Raw genomic sequence first — 18,144 nt, forward strand, 5'->3', positions numbered from 1 at the left:
TCGTGTACCGGGCCTCGCCGGTGCGGTCGCCGTACGGGTGCCCGTCCAGGGGGCCGGGCTTGCCTTCTGTCGGCAGGCTCAGCGTGCCGATCCCCTCGGCATCGGCCGCCGAGCGCGCGGCCGAGGCGGTGCGGTCGGAGTAGTCGAGCAGCAGGGCCGGTTTGCTGCGGCCGAGCACGTCCCGGACGCGGCTCTCCGGCCAGCTCATGTCGATCGGCAGATACGACGCCCCGAGGCTCTCCAGGGCCAGGAAGGCGACCGGCGTGTGCGCGCTGCGCGGCCCGACGGCGGCGACCACGTCACCGGTGCGCACTCCGTGGGCGTACAGCGCGTCCCTCGCCGAGGCGACCCTGGCGAGCAACTGTCCGTAGTTCAGCGAGCGTTCGCCGTCCAGGACCGCGCAGGCGTCCGGCCGGGTCCGGGCGTGCCGGGCGACGTGGTCGAGGAGGGCGGTCGTCGTGTCGAGGGCCACCGGGTTGCGCAGGGCCAGTTCGCGTGCCCGGGTGACCGCACCCGGCGCCAGGGGAAGTTCGGGCCGGAGCCGTGGATCCGGGTCGGCGGTGAGGTGCGGGGACGGGGCCTGGCTGTTCAAGGGCTCTCCAGGGTCCGTAGGGGGCGAGTGGCGAGGGGTCAGCTGGGCACCGCGGTGAGCAGATGGGTCTCCAGCGGGAGCCGGTGCAGGGATTCCACGGCGAACCCGGCTCTTTCAAGGAGGGCGCGGTAGTGCGCCTCGTCCCGTTCGCGGCCCCCGCCGAACACCACGAGCATGTGCAGGTTGTAGCCCTGGGTGAGCGAGGAGCCGGTGTCCTTGGTGAGGATGCGTTCCACAATCACCAGCCGGGCGCCCGGGGCCATCGCGCGGCGGCAGTTGAGGAGGATCCGTTGGCAGGCCTCGTCGTCGAAGCAGTGCAGGATCCGCGACAGGAGGTAGACGTCGCCGTCGGCGGGCACCGACTCGAAGAAGTCGCCGGCGATCCGCTCGCAGCGGTCCGCGTGCACCGTGGCGATCGAACGGTTCGCCGTCTCCTCGATCACGTCGGGTGCGTCGAACAGTACGGCGCGGGGGCCGGGATGCGCCTTCAGGATCTCCTCGAGGAGCGCTCCGTGCCCGCCGGCGACGTCCACGATCCGGCGGGCCCCGGAGAAGTCGAAGGTTTGGGCGACCTCGGCGAAGAAGGGGGTGCCGGCCGTCATGGCGCGTTCGTACGTCAGCGACACGTCGGGGTTCTGGTGCAGGTACGAGAACAGGTCGCTGCCGAAGACACGGGTGAACGCCGATCGTCCGGTGTGCAGGGAGTGGGACAGGGCACCCCACGCCTGGTAGAAGTGCGAGCCGTAGACGCGCACGTGGTCGCTCATCGAGTCAGGGGCGTCGGTACGCAGCAACTCGCCGACGGGGGTGAGGGTGTAGCCACCTGCCTCGTCGCCGTCGACCACGCCGAGGCTGTCGAGGAACAGCAGCAGCCGTCCCAGGGCGTCGGCGTCGGTGGCGGTGCGGTGGGCAAGGTCGACGGCGCCGATCCGGCCCGCGGCCGCGATGCGGTCGACGATCCCCAGCTCGGTGGCCATGCAGACGGCCTGCGTCTTCCAGAAGCCGGCCATCAGCTCGATCAGCTGCCGCCCCGCCGTGCTCTCGGTCGCGTTCCGCGTGGTCACGTACACGCCTCCCTGATCCTCCGTGGTCGGGCCGACCGGTGTGCTCTGCCTCGGTGCCGGTACCGGCCGGACGCCGCCGGGCCCGTGTACGGCCCCGACCGTTCCGGCCGCCGGATGCGAGCCGTATCCCCGTCGCCGGGGGCCGTTCGCGCCGTCAGCCTCGCAAACGCCTGTCGAGAGCTTGTCGGGACCAAGCCCCAGAAGCGTTCAACGTCCAGCCTGGATATGACAGAGGAGCAGGCCAAGGGGGTTTGTCGGCGTGGCCGGGCTGCCGGGAGGGTGCCAGGAGGCGACCCCAAAAGAGGTGGAGCGCGAGGTTTCGCCCGTTCCGCGGCGCCGAGTCGGGCGGTCCGCGGCCCGGCTTGCGGCCGGGGACCGGGGCGCCTCTCACTCGCGGGGCCCGCAGCGTCGCTGCGCTGCCTCTCCAGGACGGCGGGCGTCCTCAGGATGCCGGTGCCCCGCACCCTCGCGGCACCGTCCATGCTCCCTCGCGCCGCAGTCCCACGCACTCTCGCGGCACGGTCCACGCGTCCTCGCGGGGCGGTCCACGCACTCTCGCGGCACGGTCCACGCACTCTCGCGGCGCAGTCCACGCACCCTCGCGCCGCGGTCCACGACGCGCGGACCGGCTGATGCGCGGCGCGAGCCCATGGGGACGGCCGCGTCCCGGTCGGCGGCGCTCTGCGTGCCGCCAGAGCCGCCCGGCGGCCGGAATCCGCGCTCCGCAGCCGGCCTGTGGCCGGCTGCGGAGCGCGGCTCACACGGCGCCGGGCTCCGACTTCAGTATGGCCAGCTGGAGTTCCCTGAGCGGCGCGCCGGGTTCGATCCCGATCTCGCTCACCAGCCGGGTGCGCAGCGTCCGCAGCACGCCCAGGGCCTCGGCCCGGCGTCCGCCGAGCGCGAGCGCGCGGGCGTACTGGGCGTGCAGACCCTCGTGGAGCGTGTGCTCGGTGGTCACGGCGGCGAGCTGCGTGATGGCCCGCTGATGCAGGCCGGCCTTGATCTGCGCCTCGGCCCGTACCGCTATGGCGTCGAGCCGTGACTCCTCGAAGAAGCGCCGTTTGGAATGGAGTACGGGACCTTCCGGGGTGTCGACCAGGGCATCGCCCCGCCACAACGCCAGTGCGGCGTCGAGCAGTTCGATCCCGGCCGCGCACTGGCCGCCTTCCAGAGCCTTGGTCCCGAGGTTCTTCAGCCGCTCGAACTCACGCCAGTCCAGGCGGGCGTGAGTACCCCTCAGCCCATAACCGTCGGCCCCGGTCACCAGGATCTCCTGGGCGACATGGGTGGCTGAGCGGCCGGTGACTCGCGACAGCGTTTTTCTGCAGTTCAGTATGTAGGTCTGCAGGGTACGCAGAGCGGTCGCCGGCGGTCGTTCGCCCCAGAGTTCGCGCATGAAGGTGTGGACCGGAACCACCTGGTCGGCGTGGACCAGGAGCATGGCCATCACGGTGCGGACCTTCGGTGCGATCGCGACGCCTTCGGCCGACGCGGAGACGCCCAGATACAAGGGGCCGAGAACTCCCCCATGAACAGCGACTCCGCCGTCCTCGGTCACAGGACATTCTTGTGGAAGCTGTTTCCGATTACGTTCGTTCAAATGCTTCGAGCGATACACCAGTCCCCCATTTCGGATAGATGTCGGTGCCCCATCCAGATTCACTGAAGCACTAAGAAAGATACACAGCGGTTTGAAGGGTCAACCAGGTCCGCATGGACGTCCTGTGGCGCTAAAGCTACGAATGACCTTTGCATACAACACCGGTACCAGGGACGGACGAAAACCCGTTTCGCCCTTTATGTGGGGATTGTCGCCGGAGGGGCGAAGCAGCCCAGGGGCCAGGAATCGCCTGGGGGAACGCGGAGCCGCGTCGCCGCGGTGGCTCCTCGGTCCGGCCGCCGGGCAGGCGGACGTGCGAGTCCAGCCGCGAGACGGGGAAATGGCGCAATCTGCACCAGCGGCCTCAGGGCACCCTGACGGCCCAAGGGACTGCCCGGTAGGCCGCGATCAGGACATTTTCTGAGTGCGGTGCACCACCCGGCGAGTGCGGATGGAGACGTTCACCGGTCTGCGGAATCCTGCGTGACCGCCGGCCGCGCGGCCTCGGCCGTCACCCCTCAGCCGCCCGCCCGCACCACCCCGTCCTCGCCCCCTCCGGGGGGTCGGCGGCCCGCAGCCGCCGGCCAGGCGCCTGGCCGACACCACCCCCCCAGGCAGCCGGTGAAACCTCCTGGTTTCACAGCGGTAACGGCCACCGGTCACCCGCACAGGACCGCCGCAATCAGTGCAAGGCGCCCCCGAGCTGCGATTCGACATTCTCTCCAACCGATTCTTGAACGCCGTTTGCCACACTTCCGGGGGTCCCCAATCAACTCAGTCTCCGGCCGAATCCGCGCCTGAAGGAGTTCACGATGCGAACGCGTTATTGATAAGCAGCGCCCAGTGCATTGGCCGACTGACCGGCTATGAGGACGGCCGACCCGCGCTCGTACCTTTGGACCATCGGACCGATGGACCCGCCACCGCGACCGCGCGCCTCGACGAGCTGATCCGCGTGCGTCATCGCCGGTGAGCCGCCGTCGTCATCATGCGCCAAGACGCCCAGTTGCCCGCTGCGAGGACGGGAGAGCCGGGCCCGCACCGGGCAGGTACCGCGCCCGTGCAGTCGCCCCGCCGCCCGAGCGGCATTTCCCCGGCCCCCAAGACCCGGCCGGCCCTCACCAGCAGGCCCGCCGTCCGCCACGAGACAGCGCACAGCGGGCCACAGGCAGGAGACAGCTACATGCCCGACCCGAGCACCCCACCCCGTGCAGTCCGCCACGCGCAGCGGCGCCGGCACGGAGCCGACATTCAACGGCACGGCCTCGCCCTCCGGTTCAGCCTGATCATCGCGGACAGCCGACTGGCCGATGCCCTGCAGGTCGTGTGCCAGCGGGACGAGGTGAGGGTGGAGTTTCCCGAGACCTCCGTCCGTATCGGCCTGTCACGACTGCTTTCCGAGCCGCGACTGCTTTCCGGGCAAGGCGGCGGCCTCGTACTCCACTGCCGTGCGTCGTACCGCTCCGGTCACCCGGGCGATCCCGGTTCGCGCGAGACCACCCGCGTGTGGCAGCGGGTCCTGACCGGCCGCTCGGGCGCGCCGCACCAGAGGGAGGCGCTGCTGCGGGAAGTCCTGGCGGCCCGCAGCCGGGCACCCGGCCGGGTCGTCGCCCACCCGAATCCGGCCTCGCTCCGCTACCTCGCGGCCGCGGTCTGACGCCACCTACCCGCTCGTTCCCTCCGCCTGTCCACCCTCTGCCCCCCAAGGATGTGCCATGGACCGTCGTCACGGGGTCACTGAACCCGATCCGGACGTCTTCGAAACCCTGGAGTCGGAGATCCGCAGCTACTGCCGCGGCTGGCCGACCGTCTTCGACCGTGCCTGCGGCTCGTATCTGTACGACGAGCGGGGCCGCGCGTACCTCGACTTCTTCACCGGGGCCGGCTCGCTCAACTACGGCCACAACAACCCCGTCCTCAAAGAGGCGTTGCTGGACTACCTGCAGCGTGACGGCGTCACCCACGGTCTGGACATGTCGACCACGGCCAAGCGCACGTTCCTGGAGACCTTCCGGGACGTGATCCTGCGGCCCCGGGACCTGCCGTACAAGGTGATGTTCCCGGGCCCGACCGGCACCAACGCCGTCGAGGCGGCGCTGAAGCTGGCCCGCAAGGTCAAGGGCCGCGAGCCCGTCGTGTCGTTCACGAACGCCTTCCACGGCATGACCCTCGGCTCGCTCGCGGTCACCGGCAACTCCTTCAAACGAGCCGGGGCGGGTGTGCCGCTGGCCCACAGCATCCCGATGCCCTACGACGGCTACCTCGACGACGCCCCCGCCTTCGCCTGGTTCGAGCGGCTCCTGGCGGACAAGGGCTCCGGACTCGACCGCCCCGCGGCCGCGATCGTCGAGACCGTGCAGGGCGAGGGCGGCATCAACCTGGCCCGGCCCGAATGGCTCCGCGAACTCGCCGAGCTGTGCCGGCGCAACGACATGCTGCTGATCGTGGACGACATCCAGATGGGCTGCGGCCGCACCGGCGCCTTCTTCTCCTTCGAGGAGTCGGGCATCGTCCCCGACATCGTCACCGTGTCGAAGTCCATCAGCGGTTACGGACTGCCCATGGCGCTGTGCCTGTTCAGGTCACGACTCGACATCTGGGAGCCGGGCGAGCACAACGGAACCTTCCGCGGCAACAACCCCGCCTTCGTCACCGCCACCGCCGCGCTCAACGCCTACTGGACCGACGACCAGCTGGAGAAGCAGACTCTGCTGCGCGGCGAACAGGTCGAGCGGGCGCTGGCGCGGATCCATGCCGAACACCCCGAGGAGACCAAGGAGTTCAGGGGCCGAGGCCTGGTGTGGGGCCTGGAGTTCCACGACAGGGACCGTGCGGCCCGGGTCGCGACGCGGGCCTTCGAACTCGGCCTGCTGGTCGAGACCTCCGGACCGGACAACGAGGTGGTCAAGCTGCTGCCCTCGCTCACGATGACCTCCGCTGAGCTCGACGACGGCCTGCACGCCTTGGCCTGCGCGGTGCGGGAGACGGCCTCGCCGAGCGGCAGGGCGTAGCCGGGGGCTGGTGCGCTGATCGTCGCGGAGTGTGGTGGCCAGGGTCCGAGCGCGACAGTCCCCCCTCGAGCCGTTCTTGCGGTGCGGAGGGCGGGGGCACCGCCGTCCCCCGTCGAGCCGCTTCGAGGATCCGCGCCGGATCGATGACGGTCGCGCTCCACCGGCAGCCTCGGGGAGCTTCAGCCGCGTCCGGGGGCTCTTCGCGCCGAGCGGCCCGGCGATCCGCGGACCTGCTGTACGAGACAGAAGCGGGGCCTTGGCGGCGAACCGGAATCGGCGCACGAGTTCGTCAAATGCCGAGCTCGGTGCGGTTGATCCAGCAGACGTCCCGCTCCATCAGGAACCGATCGGCGCTGTTGGTCGGCCTGCTGCGGCAGAACGTCGTGGGCAACGGGTCGTGGCGGATGAGCTCACCGGCCACGTCGCATCGCGACCGCAGCAGACCGGCCACCTCGCGGACCATGTCGGGCGGCCCGCTCAGATGGACGTCGTGTCCCGCCCAGCTGCCACGGTCCGTGATGGCGGTCTGCATCATCCGCACCGCCGCGGATCCGGGCGCGCCCTGGCCGGGGATCAGCACCACCTCCAGCCAGGGGTGACGCTCCGTCAGCAGTCGCACGGCGGCCAGGTCGTAGTGGTCGCCTCCGCAGCGACCGCCGAGGAACAGGGTGGTGCGGCGCGGGGCGTAAGCCTCCTGCTCCAGCACCGCCTTGGTCTGCCCCCAGCCGGTGCCGCCCGCCACCGCCAGCAGAGGCCGCTGTGAGCCGGGAGGCAGGACCGCGTCTCCGAGCGGTGGCCCCAGCCGCAGTGCCTCACCGACATGGGCCGCGTCGACCAGGGCGGTGCTCACCACGCCCTCGGGGACCTTGCGCACGTGCAGCTCCACAGTGCCGTCGGGGCGGGGCGCGTTGGCGATGGAGAAGGGCCGCCACACCCGGGGAGCGTGTGGACTGCAGAGGGTGAGGTACTGGCCGGGCACGAAGGGATAGGACCGGTCCGGTGCGAGAGTGAGAATGACGAGGTCGGACAGGGGTTGCCGTCGCTCGACGATCCGGGCGTCCCACCAGGCCGGCGTGGCGGGTGGCACCGCTGCCGCCGCACCGATCATCGCCTGGGAGATGACCGAGTACGCCTCGGTCCACGCCTTCTCGACCGCCGGCGTCCAGGTGTTCCCGCAGAACTCCCGGAGGGTGGCGAGCAGGCTGGCGCCCACCGCCGGGTAGTGCTCGGGCCGGACCTCGAACTTCCGGTGGTCCCGGCCGAGGGCGGCGAGGTAGGCGTCGAGTCGCTCAGGGGCATCCAACAGCAGGACGAGTTGGGTGAGGGCCGCGAACAGACGGTCCTGCTGTTCCGCCATCTCGACAGGGAAGAGCGACCGTACGTCCGGGTTGTTCGCGAACAGATGCGCGTAAAAGTAGGCGGAGGCCTGATTGGCGCGGCGCTCGACGATGGAGAGGCTGGCGCACAGCAGTGCCGGGTCCAAAGCCATGGGCGGGCCTCAGGCAACGGTCGCGGCGTCTGCGGACCCGCCCTCGGCGGCGTCCGCCGCGGCGCCGGTCATGGCGGCGCTCACGATGCCGAACAGGGTGCTCCACGCCTGCGCGGTGGCGGAGTCCCAGCTGTCTCCGGCGAAGTGCTCTAGCGTGGCGAGGAGGCTGGCGCCGACTGCGGGATAGTGCTCCGGCAAAGCACCGTATGCGGCGTGGCGGCGTCCGAGGCCTTCCAGGATGCTCTGTAAATTCTGCGGCTTCCCGAGGTTGGCGACCAGAGTGCGCAGTGCGGCCCACAGCCGGTCGCGCTGCTCGTCGATATGCGCGGCGAAAAGGGGCCGCACTTCGGGATTGTGGGCGAAGAGGTGGTCGTAGAAGTAGGCGGCGACGTCGGGCCCGTACGGCTCGACGGCGGCGAAACTGCGTGTGACCAGTGCAGTGTCCAGAGTCATGGCGCCAGACTGTACAGCGCTACGCCGGACGTCATGTTATGAAAGCGTTATCTGTTAGCAGTGTCACTGTGTCCGTTCTGCTATATCGCCAAGAATGTGCTGATGGGATGAATTGCTCTGCTCTCGCCCATGGCGGGTGTTCGTCGTTCTTGGCGGCCGCGGTGTCTCGCGAGCGGTGCCCCGGCTCGTCTCGCCGTAAGGTGGAAAACGGATCCAAGGGACTTCTTGAGTTTCGGAGTGTGAAGCGGCGGTGTGCAAGTTCTCCGCACCGGCCGGCCTGGCAGTCGGCCGTTTTCCGCTTTCCGTCCGGGTCCGTCCTCCCGGGGCACGGGAGCGGTGACGGACGCACGGGCCAGGCGCCCGGCCCCGCACGGCGGCGGGCAGGCGCGGGACCGTCCCGGACGGAAGCTGCCGGACGCCCTGCTCGACCTCGTCGACCAGGCGGTCGTGGTCTGCGACGCTTCCGGCGTGGTCAGCTGGTGCAACGGCCCGGCCGCCGTCTGCTTTCCGGGTTTGCGGCCGGGGATGACGCCGGACCCCGAGGTGGCCGGACCCCTGGGACAAGCGGTCGCCGCCTCGGCGGCGCGCTTCGACGTCGAGTTCCTCGGCCGGTGGCTGACCGGCCGCAGGAGCACGGTGCGGGACTGCTCGGTATGGCTCGTCAGCGACGACACCGAGATGCACGGGTGCGCGGTGGAACTGCGCGCCGAGCGGCGCCGGGTGGCGTTCCTGAGCGAGGCGGGCCGACGGCTGGGAGCCTCCCTGCACCACGGCCGCACCGCCCGCAGCGTGGTGGAACTCGCCGTGCCGGCCCTGGCAGACGCCGCGCTGCTCGTGCTGTCGCCGCGTGGAGGCCACGTGGACTGGCACCGCTGCGCCGCACCGGGCGCGGCGGTGGAGGCCGGAGCGTTGCCTGCGGCCACCCTCGAGCGTGTGCCGCGACTGGCGAAGGCGCTGTCCGGCCTGTCGCCGCGGCCGGCCCCCTGCCGACCGGGCGATCTCGCCGCGCTCGGCGGGGCGGCGCCTCCGGCCGCGGGCCCCGGAGGGGAGTGCTTCGTGACGGCGCTGCCGGGCGGCGGGGCCCCGGCGGGGGCTCTGGTTCTCGTCCGCGCGAGCGGAGCCGGGGACCGGTCCGCCGCGGACTCCGCCGTGGTGCGTGAGTTCGCCTTCCGGGCCGGTCTGGCGCTGTCGACCGCCGGCCTCTACGCCCAGCAGGCCCACACCGCGGCCGTGCTCCAGTCGGGCCTGGATCCGGCCCCGCTGCCGGAGGTGCCGGGCGTGCGGCTCGGCGCCGCCTACCGTCCCGCCCCCGAGGCACTGGGCTTCGGCGGCGACTTCTACCAGGTGGAACCCGCGCGGGACGGCGGCGGGGGCGTGCGGTTCACCCTGGGGGACGTCTGCGGCAAGGGCGTGGAGGCGGCCGTGCTCAGCGGTCACGTCCGCCAGAGCCTGCGGACCCTGGCCCTCGTCGAATCCCGGCCGCTGCGAGTGCTCGACGTGCTCAACCGGTCGTTGCTCGAGGCGGACTCGGGCCGGTTCGCCAGCCTGGTCATGGGCGCGGCCCGCCCGGCCGGCCGGGGCGCGCTGGACGTCGTGCTCGCCGGTGGCGGGCATCCGCCGCCGCTGGTGCTGCGCCGTGACGGAGCCGTGGAGGCGGTGGACGTGGGCGGGATGCTGGTCGGTGCCCTGCCCGGCGCGGAATTCGGCCAGGCCGCGGTCCGCCTGGCGCGCGACGAGTTGATCCTGCTGTACAGCGACGGGGTCACCGAGGCGCGAGGCGGCCCCACCGGCGCCGAGGAGTACGGGGCCGAGCGGCTCGCGCACGACCTGGCGGGCTGTGCGGGGATGCCCGCCGGCGCGGTCGCCGAGCGGATCGAACTGCGCGTCGCCGAGTGGCTGGCCGGACGTGCTCACGACGACATCGCGGTACTGGCGCTCCAGTCGTCGCCGTCCTCGCCTGCCTCGTCTTCCTCGCCCGCCTTGCCCTCCCGATCGGGTTCGTCCGGCACCGGCACCCCAGGAGTCCCGCGGTGACCGGCGTGTCCGCCGTCGCGTCGGAGGTCCGCGCGGCCTTCGACGACCGCCTCGCCCACGCCGACGAGGCCGGGGCCACCGCGCTGGCCCTGGGCCTGCTGCGGTCCGGGGTGGCGGCGGAGGACATCCTGCTCGGTCTGATCGCCTCGGCACAGGCCGCCGTCGGCGCCCGGTGGGTGACCACGGAGTGGAGCGTGGCCCAGGAGCACGCGGCCACCCATGTGAGCGAGCGCGTGGTGGCCGCCGTGGCCGCCGCGGCCACCGCCTCGCGGCCCCGCGGCTCCGCACCGGCCCGCCGGGTCCTGTTCGCCTGCGTCGAGGGGGAGCGCCACACCCTGCCCGCTCGGATCGCCGCCGAGGTGCTGCGACTGCGCGGCTTCGACGTGACGTTTCTGGGCGCCAACGTCCTCGCCCCGCACCTGCTGTCCCACCTGCACCTGCAGGGGCCCGACCTGGTGGGCCTGTCGTGCATGATCCCGTCGCGTCTGCCCGCCGCGCACCACCTCGTCGAGTGCGGCCGACGAGCGGGGGCGCCGGTGCTCGCGGGCGGCTCGGGGTTCGGACCCGGAGGCGTCTGGGCCCACAAGCTCGGAGCCGACCTGTACGCGCCCGATCCGGCCGCCGCCGCCGACATGCTCGCCCTACGGTGGCCGCGGCCCCCGGAGGAAGCGGCGCCCCTGGAGCACCTCGCCGACGAGGAGTACTTCCGGATCGTCCGGCAGCGGGCCGAGTTGCTGCGGCGGCTGCGCGCCCATGTGCTGGAGCGGTACCCGTGGCTGAGTGAGCCGGGCGCGCGGCACGCCGAGGCCGTGATGGAGGACCTGAACCGTCTCCCGGACGCGGTGGCCGCGGCGAACTACGTCGACGATCCGTGGGTCCTCACGGACTATCTCTCCTTCGCCGCACAGTTCCTGCCCGCCCGGGGCGTGCCCACCGCCGTCCTGGGCTCGGCTCTGGCGACGCTGTCCGAGCCGCTGCGCGGCCTTCCGCGGACGGCCGCGTACCTGGAGGCCGGGCGGTGCTGGCTCACGGCCGAGGGCCACGGCCCCCACACACCCGACGACCAGGCCGGGCCGGCAGCGGGGCCGGGCTGACGGGCGGCGCTGGATGACAGCTGCGCTGGATGACGGCGGGGCGAGGCTGACGGGCGGCCGCCGGGTCGCGGTGGGCCGGGCCCTGCGAGGGCGTGGCCGACGGGCCGTACCGCGTCCACCGTGTCCACCGTGCACTCGTCCCCGACCGTCCGGCCACGGTACGCGGCCCGGCGAAGGCCACCTCCTCAGCGCCGCCGAGTCGCGGCCGCGCAGGTGGGGGCCCGGGGTGGAGGCTGAGCGCCCGCCACCCCGAGGTGCCCTTACGCTCAGCCCTGCTGCTGCTGTGCGGCGGACTTCTTCAGCTGCTCGGTGACGTCACCGGTCTGCGCGGCGGGCGGCGCCTTGATCGCGGCCGTGGCGCCGAACTTCTCGAAGTCCATCGTCACCACCGCGGTGCCGAACCGTTGCTTCATCCGGACCGGCAGGTCCTTGGCACCGACCCATATGTCCATGGTGATCGAATCGCTGCCGCCGGTCATGGAGCCGAAGACGTTGTTCTGGTCGCCGTAGGCGTCCTTGAACTTGCCCATGTGCGCCTTGTCGACCACGGCCCGGTAGTGGGTCGTGCTCTGACCGTCGACGGTCTCCTTGCCCAGGTCGTCGACGTTGTTGGCGTACTTCAGGGCCTTCATGGAGGCAGCGGGGCTGCCCGCGCCGGACGTCCCCTGGAAGGCCTGCGCGCCCTTGTCGCCGAACACCGCCGACGCGTCGATCTTCATCCAGTGCTTGCCCTTGAGCGGGCCGGACGGCTGGGGGTCGACCTCGTAGTAGTAGGCGCCGTTCACGAACACCATGCGGGTCTTGGCGGCCGCGTGCACCTGCTGCATGCGGACGGCCTTGGTGTCCATCTCGACGTCGAACGCGAAGCCGTGGCCCCAGGAGTACGTGCCGTCCATGCTGACCGGACCGGTCGCCGGCATCTCGGTCGTCATCCTGACCTCGGCGGACCCTACGTTCTCCGTACGGTCGGTCGCCCGCGCCAGCGCCGCCATGATCTTGTCGGCGTTGTCGACCGCCTTGGCGGCCGTCCGGGCGCCGTCCGCACCGCACGCGGACGTCGCCATCAGCGTCGCCGCTGTGACTCCGACCAGGGCCACGGTGTGCCGCAGTCTCATCTGTCCCACCCCAATTGCTGTGATTCTGTTGTGAACGCCGACCGACTCTATCGGCCGCCTCTGACACCGCGGACGGCGGCCGGCGTGGTGCCGACCGCCGTCTTGTGGGGGGACGCGGGTGCGGAGGTGCGGGGGAGCGACGCGGGCGTCAGTGGGTGGCGCTGCCCGCGACCCACTCGCTCCACGGCATGTTCCAGTCGCTGAGGCCGTTGTCCGGGGACAGCTTGGTCTTGTCCACGGAGTTCTTGACGATCACGACGTCACCGACCATCGAGTTGTCGAAGAACCACGCCGCGGGCGTCCTGCTGTCGCCGCCGCCCCTCGCGTCCTTCAGGCCCACGCAGCCATGGCTGGTGTTGACCTTTCCGAAGACCGAGTCGGCACCCCAGTAGTTGCCGTGGATGAACGTGCCCGAGTCGGTCAGGCGCATGGCGTGCGGCACGGCCTTGATGTCGTACGACGGCTTGCCGTCCTTCTCCGTGAGGCCGACCGTCGCACCGTTCATGTGGACCCGCCGGAACTTCTCCGAGATGACCATCCGCCCGTTGTACGTCGGGTGCTCGTCGCTCCCGGAGGAGATCGGGACGGTCTTGATCGTCTTGCCGTTGCGCACGACGGTCATCTGCTTGGTCCTGGCGTCGACCGTGCTGATCTGGCTCCGGCCGATCTTGAACGCGACCGTCTTCTCGACGCCCTGGCGGTCGAGCTTGACCGTGACCGTGGAGCCGGGCTTCCAGTAGTTCTTGGGACGGAAGTCCAGACGGTGGTCGTTGAGCCAGTGCCCGACGACCTGCTGGCCGCTGCTGGAGCTGAGCTGGATCTCGGACTCGACGGCCGCCTTGGCGGCCTTGGTGCCGACCGCCTTGCCGAAGTCGACCGTCACCGGCATGCCCACGCCGACGGTGGAGCCGTTCGCGGGGGAGAGGTGCCCGATGAAGTCGTTGGCCGGGGAGACCGTGCTGATCGTCGCGTTCGCTGTGGCGGAGCGGCCCTTGGCGTCGTCGGCCTCCGCGGCGATCTGGTACTTGGTGGCCCGCTTCAGCGGACCGTCCGGCTTCCAGGACGTGCCGTCCGCGGACAGCGTGCCGCGGACCTCGGCACCGGTCGCCAGGGCCGTCATGGTCACCTTGCTGAGCTTGCCGTCACTGACGGTCACCGAGACGGGATCGTTGATCCCGACGCCGTGCGAGCCCTGCGGCGGCGTGATCGTTATTCGGGCGTCGGACACGTCCTGGGCGGCCGCCTTGTCCGCCTGGGGCGCGGGCGTCTGATCCTGTGCCTGCGATGTCGGGTGTGCCGCGGTGCCGGCCCCGGGGGCGGTGCCGTTGCCGCCGGTGGCGGCGCTGCTGGTGCCGCCGAGGGCCGTCACCGCGAGTACGCCGCCGAGTACGCCGGCCGCGGCCGTCAGTCCAGTGCGTCGGTTACGTGCCGTGATCAAACGCTTCTCCAAGCCGGTGGTGTGAGCTTTAGGGTCATTTATAGGCACACATGGACACCGAAATGGGCAAAATGTGCTGAAGGCCACGGGAGGGCGACGGGTGGGCGACGGGAGCACGGACGGGGTCGCGACGGGGGTACGGACGGGATCGCGACGGGGCCCTGGCCGGGGCGAATCCGCCCACGTCAGGGCCCCGCGGCCGCTCCCGTCAGGCCGCCGCTGCCGGCTCCGTCCGCCGCAACCGCCGCAACCGCCGCCCCAGCACCGCCACCGTGGACCGGATCTGGGCGGGGGTGTGGTCGCAGGTGATGAAGAACCTGAGCCGGGTCAGCTCCTCGGGGACGGCGGGATGCAGGATCGGATTGACGCTGACCCCGTCCTCGAAGAGGGCATGGGCCAGCCGGAGCGTCCTCGCCGAGTCACCGACGATGCACGGGACGACGGGCGTGCCGTGACTGTCGCCGATGTCGACGCCCGCCTGCCGCGCCAGCCGCGCGAAGAGCGCGGAGTTCTCCCGCAGCCGCGCCAGCCGCTGCGGTTCGGCCCGCATCGTCCGCAGCGCGGCCAGCGACGCGGCCGTGTTCGCGGGCGTCATGCCCGCGCTGTAGACGAAGCCCGGCGCGGTGTACCTGAGGTAGTCGACGACGGCCCGGTTCGCGGCGACGTAACCGCCGCACCCGGCGAGCGCCTTGGACAGGGTGCCCATCCACAGGTCCACGTCCCGGCGGTCGACGTCGAAGTGCTCGCCGACCCCGCGCCCGCCCGCGCCGATGACTCCGATGCTGTGCGCCTCGTCGACCATCAGCAGCGCGCCGTGCCGCTTCTTGACGGCGACGATCGCGGGCAGGTCGGCGATGTCTCCGTCCATGCTGTAGACGCCCTCCACGACGACGAGCACCCGCCGGTACTGGTGGCGGACCCGGGTGAGGAGCGCGTCGAGCGCCGACGCGTCGTTGTGCGGGAACGGCCGCCGGGTCGCGCCCGAGAGGCCGCAGCCCTGAAGGATGCTGTCGTGCGCGAGCGCGTCATGGACGATCAGGTCACCGGGGCCGACGAGATGCCCGATCACGGTGACGTTGGTGGCGTGGCCGCTCACCATGGTGATCGCGTCCTCGGTGCCGAGGGTGCGGGCGAGTTCGCTCTCCAGTTCCCCGTGCAGCGGACGGCTGCCGGACAGCAGCCGGCTGGCGGACGCCGACGTACCGCACCGTTCGACGGCCTCCTTGACCGCCGCCCGCACCGCGGGGTGCGTGGCCATTCCCAGGTAGTTGTAACTGGAGAAGGAGATCAGCTCGCGGCCGTCGACGACCGTCCGGTCGGTCATGCCCGCTTCGTGCACCAGGAAGTACGGGTTCTGCAGGCGCAGCCGGCCCAGTATCTCCATCCGCTCGCGGTGAGCGGTGACCTCCGGGAAGCATTCGATACGCGTGTGTTCATCGGGAGTCTCAGCGGTTTCGGGGACCGCAGGGATGGCAGGGGTGTCAGTGACAACAGGGGCCGTTGCGGCCGGTGTTACGGGACTGTCCGTGATCCTCGCGGTCACCTCCCCGACGGTCGGCCGGGCGCAGTGCTCGTCGAAGGCGAGGGAGGGCCATCGGCGCCGTAGGGCGGTGAACAGGTCGGTGAGCATCAGCGAGTCGAAACCGAGGTCGTCGACCAGCCGCTGGTCGCTCCGCAGATGGCTCACGGGGAACGCGCTGACACGGGCGATCTCCGCGAGCACCGTGTCCGCGGGCACCGTGTCCGGGGGCACCGTGTCCGCGGGCACCGTGTCCGGGGGCACCGTGTCCGCGGCCTCGGGGGAGTGGCTGTCGGCCGGGTGGTCGTCGGCCGGCCGCGCCGGAGTGGGCAGCGGCGCGATCGCCGGGGCGGTGGGGCGCGAGGCGTCCGGTACGGCGGCTCCGGGCGAGGGCACCCAGTAGGACTGGGTCTCGAGCCGGGCCACGGGCAGGTCCAGCACCCCGCGGTCCCCGGCATCCGCCACCGGCACCCGCGGATCGACCGGCACCCCCAGAACCGCCAGCCGGGCCAGCGCCTCCAGGAAACCGCGCCCTTCGTCCGGGGCCGCGCCGTCCAGGGCGAGGACGTGCACCGCGTCGCGCTCGCCGGAGCCGTCGAGGTCGCGGCCGGGGCGGGCGAGGTTGCGGCGGACCGAGGTGAGCAGAGACCCGCCGCCGGTCACCTGGAGGAAGACACGGGCCCCCGCGTCGTAGGCGCTGCGCACGGCGTCGTCGAAGCGGACCGGAGTGGAGGCGTGGCGTGCCCACAGTTCGCGCAGCTGTCCGGGCTCGCCGCACACCGTCCCGCTCACGGCGGAGACGAAGGGCAGCCGGGGAGGGGCGAGGGGACGCGGGCCGAGGCCGGCGCGCATGAGGTCGTCGGCCCGCGCCAGCCGCGGCGAGTGAAAGGCGTTCGACACGTTCACCGCGGCCGTCGCCACACCCGCCTCCCAGCAGGCCCTCCGCAGGGCTTCGAGCCCTTCCCGGCTGCCGCTGACCACGGTCTGCCACGGCTGGTTGAAGCACGCGAGCCACACGTCGTCGATGTCGTGCAGAAGCCGTCGGCACGTCTCCTTGTCGGTCTGCACCGCGAGCATCCCGCCGCGCGGTTCGGCCTCGGCATCCCGCAGTACCGCGCCCCGGTGGGCGAGCAGCCGTACGGTCTCCGAGTCGTCGAGGACGCCGGCCGCCGCGGCCGCCGCGAACTCGCCGACGCTGTGCCCGAGCACCAGATCGGGGATGATGCCGCAGGCGGCCAGCAGCCGGGTGGCGGCGATCTGGACGGTGCCGAGCAGCGGCTGGCAGATCTCGGTACGGGCGAGCCGCCGCCGGAGTTCCGCGTCCTCCTCGGAGGCCGCTCCCGTCGGCCCGTACAGCAGCTCCGCGACGTCGGTGCCGGTGCACCGCGAGACGACGGCGCCGAGCCCGGCGACCGCCGCGCGGAACTCGGGGAACCGCTGGTGCAGGTCCGCCATCATGCCGGGCCGCTGGCTGCCCTGGCCGGGGTAGACGAAGGCGAGGCGGCGCTCGTCCGGCGGCAGCGGCGCGTCGGCGGCGAAGACACCGTCGCCGAGATCGCCCCGGGCGCCGTCGGCCAGTTGACGCTGGGCGAGGCGCAGCCGCCGGACGAATCCGGGCACGTCGGCGGCCACGACCGCGAGGCGGCTCGGCAGCGGCTCACGTCCGCCCAGCGTGTGCGCCAGGGCCGCCATCGACGGCGTGGGCATGTGCTCCAGCGTCTCGAGCAGCTCGCCCATGTGCTCCTGGAGCAGCCGAGGGGAGCCGGCCGAGAGCAGGGCGAACTGGGGGCGTGCGGCCGGTGCGTGGGGCTGCTGCCGGTGGCGGGCCCGTACACCCGCGGGGGCGGGCGCATCCTGAGGGGCCGGCGCCTCCTGGAGGACCACGTGGACGTTCGTACCGCCGAAGCCGAAGGAGCTGACGGCGGCGCACCGCCGGTCGTCGCCCTCCCCGGCCCAGGGCCGTGCGGTGTCCGCGATGCGCAGTCCGGCGGACGCCAGTTTCAGCGACGGATCGGGGCTGGTGTCCGGCTGGGGCACGATCGTGCGGTGGTGGACGACCAGGGCCGTCTTGATCAGCCCCGCGATGCCCGCGGCGGACAGCGAGTGCCCGATGAGGGCCTTGCCCGAGGAGAGGTAGCAGGGGCCCGGACCGCCGCCGGGGTCCTCCGAGCGCAGCCGGCGCAGCGCCTCCACCTCGACGCGGTCCCCGACGGACGTACCCGTCCCGTGGGCCTCGATGAAGCCCACGGCGGACGGCGTCAGTCCCGAGTCGTCGAACGCGCGGCGCATGGCGAGCAGTTGGCCGTCCGCGGTGGGACACATCGGCCCGGGAGAGACACCGTCGTTGGCGGCGCCGACGCCCTTGACGACGGCGTAGACGCGGTCCCCCTCGGCGAGCGCGTCCTGAAGCGGCCTGAGTACCACGACGCCGGCGCCCTCGCCCAGGACGAAGCCGTCGGCCCGGTCGTCGAACGGGCGGCACACGCCGGTGGCCGACAGGGCGCCGATGCGTGAGAAGCCCACCAGGCTGTCCGGGGTGAGACTGAGGTGGACGCCGCCGACGACCGCCACCCGGCAGGTTCCCTGACGCAGATGGAGGACCGCCTGGTCGAGCGCGATCAGCGAGCCGGAACAGGCGGCGTCGACGACGAAGCTCGGTCCGCCGAGACCGAAGTGCCGGCTCACGGTCGCGGGCGCCATGTTGGGCAGGCTCCCCGGCAGCGTGAACGCGTCGA

Annotated in this window: 12 protein-coding genes; 4 read left to right on the forward strand and 8 right to left on the reverse strand. The window is 72.0% G+C overall.

The annotated features are described in order from the left end of the window. From IE249_RS37870 to IE249_RS19550, 3 genes are all read right to left on the reverse strand, one after another. A partial coding sequence (locus IE249_RS37870) for an AMP-binding protein (protein ID WP_229858842.1) occupies nt 1–592 on the reverse strand: 592 nt, incomplete at its 3' end. A gap of 38 nt (nt 593–630) precedes the next feature. Then, nucleotides 631–1,656, reverse strand: a complete 1,026-nt coding sequence (locus IE249_RS19545; RefSeq protein ID WP_229858843.1) for a methyltransferase — start codon at nt 1,654–1,656, stop codon at nt 631–633. Between the two features lie 757 nt (nt 1,657–2,413). Beyond that, nucleotides 2,414–3,166, reverse strand: a complete 753-nt coding sequence (locus tag IE249_RS19550; RefSeq protein WP_189706215.1) for an AfsR/SARP family transcriptional regulator — start codon at nt 3,164–3,166, stop codon at nt 2,414–2,416. A gap of 1,273 nt (nt 3,167–4,439) precedes the next feature. Here IE249_RS19550 and IE249_RS19555 point away from each other — a divergent pair. Then, nucleotides 4,440–4,913: a hypothetical protein gene (locus tag IE249_RS19555; RefSeq protein ID WP_189706217.1), complete on the forward strand. Its 474-nt coding sequence runs from the start codon at nt 4,440–4,442 to the stop codon at nt 4,911–4,913. 58 nt (nt 4,914–4,971) lie between these two features. Beyond that, on the forward strand, nt 4,972–6,267 hold the full coding sequence (ectB, locus tag IE249_RS19560) for a diaminobutyrate--2-oxoglutarate transaminase (protein WP_189706219.1): 1,296 nt from the start codon (nt 4,972–4,974) through the stop codon (nt 6,265–6,267). A 289-nt stretch (nt 6,268–6,556) separates the two neighbouring features. Here ectB and IE249_RS19565 read toward each other — a convergent pair whose 3' ends face one another. Continuing rightward, complete coding sequence (locus tag IE249_RS19565; protein ID WP_189706221.1) at nt 6,557–7,756, reverse strand: globin domain-containing protein; 1,200 nt, start codon at nt 7,754–7,756, stop codon at nt 6,557–6,559. Between the two features lie 9 nt (nt 7,757–7,765). Beyond that, nucleotides 7,766–8,209: a globin domain-containing protein gene (locus IE249_RS19570; protein ID WP_189706223.1), complete on the reverse strand. Its 444-nt coding sequence runs from the start codon at nt 8,207–8,209 to the stop codon at nt 7,766–7,768. A gap of 336 nt (nt 8,210–8,545) precedes the next feature. Here IE249_RS19570 and IE249_RS19575 point away from each other — a divergent pair, with 336 nt between their 5' ends. Together IE249_RS19575 and IE249_RS19580 are read left to right on the forward strand one after the other, a co-directional pair. Then, entirely contained in the window at nt 8,546–10,243 is a 1,698-nt protein-coding gene (locus IE249_RS19575; protein WP_189706225.1) for a PP2C family protein-serine/threonine phosphatase, read from the forward strand. Continuing rightward, entirely contained in the window at nt 10,240–11,337 is a 1,098-nt protein-coding gene (locus IE249_RS19580) for a cobalamin B12-binding domain-containing protein (RefSeq protein ID WP_189706227.1), read from the forward strand. The genes IE249_RS19575 and IE249_RS19580 overlap by 4 nt, the downstream gene beginning before the upstream one ends. Before the next feature lie 266 nt (nt 11,338–11,603). On the opposite strand, the gene IE249_RS19585 is transcribed toward IE249_RS19580, so the two are convergent. From IE249_RS19585 to IE249_RS19595, 3 genes are all read right to left on the reverse strand, one after another. After that, entirely contained in the window at nt 11,604–12,452 is an 849-nt protein-coding gene (locus IE249_RS19585) for an SCO4651 family lipoprotein (RefSeq protein ID WP_189706229.1), read from the reverse strand. Nucleotides 12,453–12,600: 148 nt separating this feature from the next. Continuing rightward, the gene (locus IE249_RS19590) at nt 12,601–13,890 is read right to left on the reverse strand and encodes a L,D-transpeptidase (protein WP_229858845.1); all 1,290 of its coding nucleotides are present in this window, start codon (nt 13,888–13,890) and stop codon (nt 12,601–12,603) included. A gap of 208 nt (nt 13,891–14,098) precedes the next feature. Then, nucleotides 14,099–18,144, reverse strand: a 4,046-nt coding sequence (locus tag IE249_RS19595) for a type I polyketide synthase (RefSeq protein WP_229858847.1), incomplete at its 5' end; no start/stop codon positions are given.

Origin of the sequence: Streptomyces anandii JCM 4720 (assembly GCF_014650655.1) — a bacterium.
Classification (GTDB): domain Bacteria; phylum Actinomycetota; class Actinomycetes; order Streptomycetales; family Streptomycetaceae; genus Streptomyces; species Streptomyces anandii.